Genomic DNA, 1,888 nt, shown 5'->3' on the forward strand with positions numbered 1-1,888 from the left:
CGTCCGGTCATCCCCCGTCACGTCCCCACCCCCGTCGTCCACCGGTCCCGCATCGCGCCGAGGACCGCCACCGAGACCGCCAGCAGCACCAGGGAGAGCGCGACGGCGGCGGCCGGGTCGCTCTGCAGGGCCAGGTAGACGGCGAGCGGCATGGTCTGCGTGCGGCCCGGGAAGTTGCCCGCGAAGGTGATCGTCGCCCCGAACTCGCCGAGCGCCCGCGCCCAGGCCAGCACCGCGCCCGCGGCGACCCCCGGGGCGATCAGCGGCAGCGTCACCCGCCGGAAGGCGGTGAACCGGGACGCCCCCAGCGTGGCCGCCGCCTCCTCGAACCGCGGGTCGGCGGCGCGCAGCGTGCCCTCCACGCTGATCACCAGGAACGGCATCGCCACGAACGCCTCCGCGACGACCACGCCCGCCGTGGTGAACGGCAGGGTCAGGCCGAACCAGTCGTCCAGCAGCCGGCCCACCACACCGTCCCGGCCCAGCGCCAGCAGCAGCGCCACACCGCCGACCACCGGCGGAAGCACCAGGGGCAGCGTGACCAGGGCGCGGACCAGCCGCCGGCCGGGGAAGTCGGTGCGGGCCAGCACCCAGGCCAGCGGCACGCCCAGCACCAGGCAGAGCGCGGTCGCCGTGGTCGCCGTCAGCAGCGACAGCCGCAGCGCCTCCCAGACCCGCGGGCTGCCGAGCTGTGCGGGCAGCGCGGCCCACGGCGCGCGCAGCAGGAGCGCGGCCAGCGGCAGCAGCAGGAACGCCAGACCGGCCGCCGCGGGCACCAGCAGGGCCAGCGGGGCGCGCGCGGCCGGCCGGGCGGTGCTCACGGAGCGGCCGGGCCCGGTTCCAGGAAGCCCGCCTCGCGCAGCACCCGGCGGCCCTCCGCCGAGCGGACGAACTCCACGAAATCGGCGGCGCGTTCGGGCTGCGGTGCGTTCTTCAGGACGGTGATGGGATAACTGTTCGTCGCGGTGTCCGCCTCGGGGAACTCCACGCCGGTCACCGCGTCGCCCGCCGCCTTCACGTCGGTGGCGTACACCAGCGCCGCGTCGGCCTCCTTCAGCCGCACCTTGGTCAGCGCGCCCTTGACGTCCTGCTCGTAGGAGGCGGCCCGGACGCGGACCCGGGCGGTCTCCAGCGCCTTGCGGGCCGCCGCGCCGCACGGCACGGAGACGTCGCAGAGCACCACCTTCAGCTCCGGGCGGGCCAGGTCGCCCAGGCTCCGCACGCCGTGCGGGTTGCCGGGCAGGGTGACGATCGACAGCCGGTTGCGGGCGAACACCTCGGGCCGCCCGGACGCCTCGCCCGCCTGCGTGACCCGGGCCATGGTGGCCTCGTCCGCGGAGGCGAAGACGTCGGCGGGGGCGCCGCCGGTGATGCCCGCGGCCAGGGTGTCGCTTCCGCCGAAGCTGAACTCGACGTTGACGTCCGGGTGTTCCTCCTCGAACCGCTCCCCGAGGGTGCCGAAGGACTCCTTGAGGGAGGCGGCGGCGAACACGGTCACCGTCGGCTCCGCCTCCTGCGCTCCGCACCCGGTGAGGACCACGGCCGCCGCCAGGGCCGCGCCGGCCCACCGCCGCCCGCGCCTCACCGCTGCTCCACCGGCCGGTCGACGTGCACGCTGGTCGCCTTCACCCGGGCGGTGGCCTCCACGCCGACCTCCAGGCCGAGTTCCTCCACGGCCTCGCGGGTCATCAGCGACACCAGCCGGTGCGGGCCCGCCTGGATCTCCACCTGGGCCGCCACGTCGCCCAGCGTCACCCCGGTCACGATGCCGGCGAACGCGTTGCGCGCCGAGGTGTACGCGGGGCGCTCCTCGTCGCCCTGCCGGGCCAGTTCCACGGCGAAGGCCGCGAGGTCCCGCCCGTCGACCACCCGGCGTCCCCCGTCGTCC

At 76.3% G+C, this 1,888-nt stretch carries 3 protein-coding genes; all 3 read right to left on the reverse strand.

Features of this window, described 5'->3' with window-relative positions; all coding sequences use genetic code 11:
- Positions 1 to 17 precede the first annotated feature (17 nt).
- Positions 18 to 821 (reverse strand): molybdate ABC transporter permease subunit, encoded by an 804-nt coding sequence (modB, locus tag ACOV8S_RS26280; protein ID WP_448320748.1) that lies wholly within the window; start codon positions 819 to 821, stop codon positions 18 to 20.
- Complete coding sequence (gene modA / locus ACOV8S_RS26285) at positions 818 to 1,585, reverse strand: molybdate ABC transporter substrate-binding protein (RefSeq protein ID WP_448320750.1); 768 nt, start codon at positions 1,583 to 1,585, stop codon at positions 818 to 820. The genes modB and modA overlap by 4 nt, the downstream gene beginning before the upstream one ends.
- Positions 1,582 to 1,888 (reverse strand): TOBE domain-containing protein (locus ACOV8S_RS26290; protein WP_448320752.1); only part of this gene is annotated, 307 nt, incomplete at its 5' end. The genes modA and ACOV8S_RS26290, both read right to left, overlap by 4 nt.

This window comes from Streptomyces sp. CO7 (genome assembly GCF_053474865.1).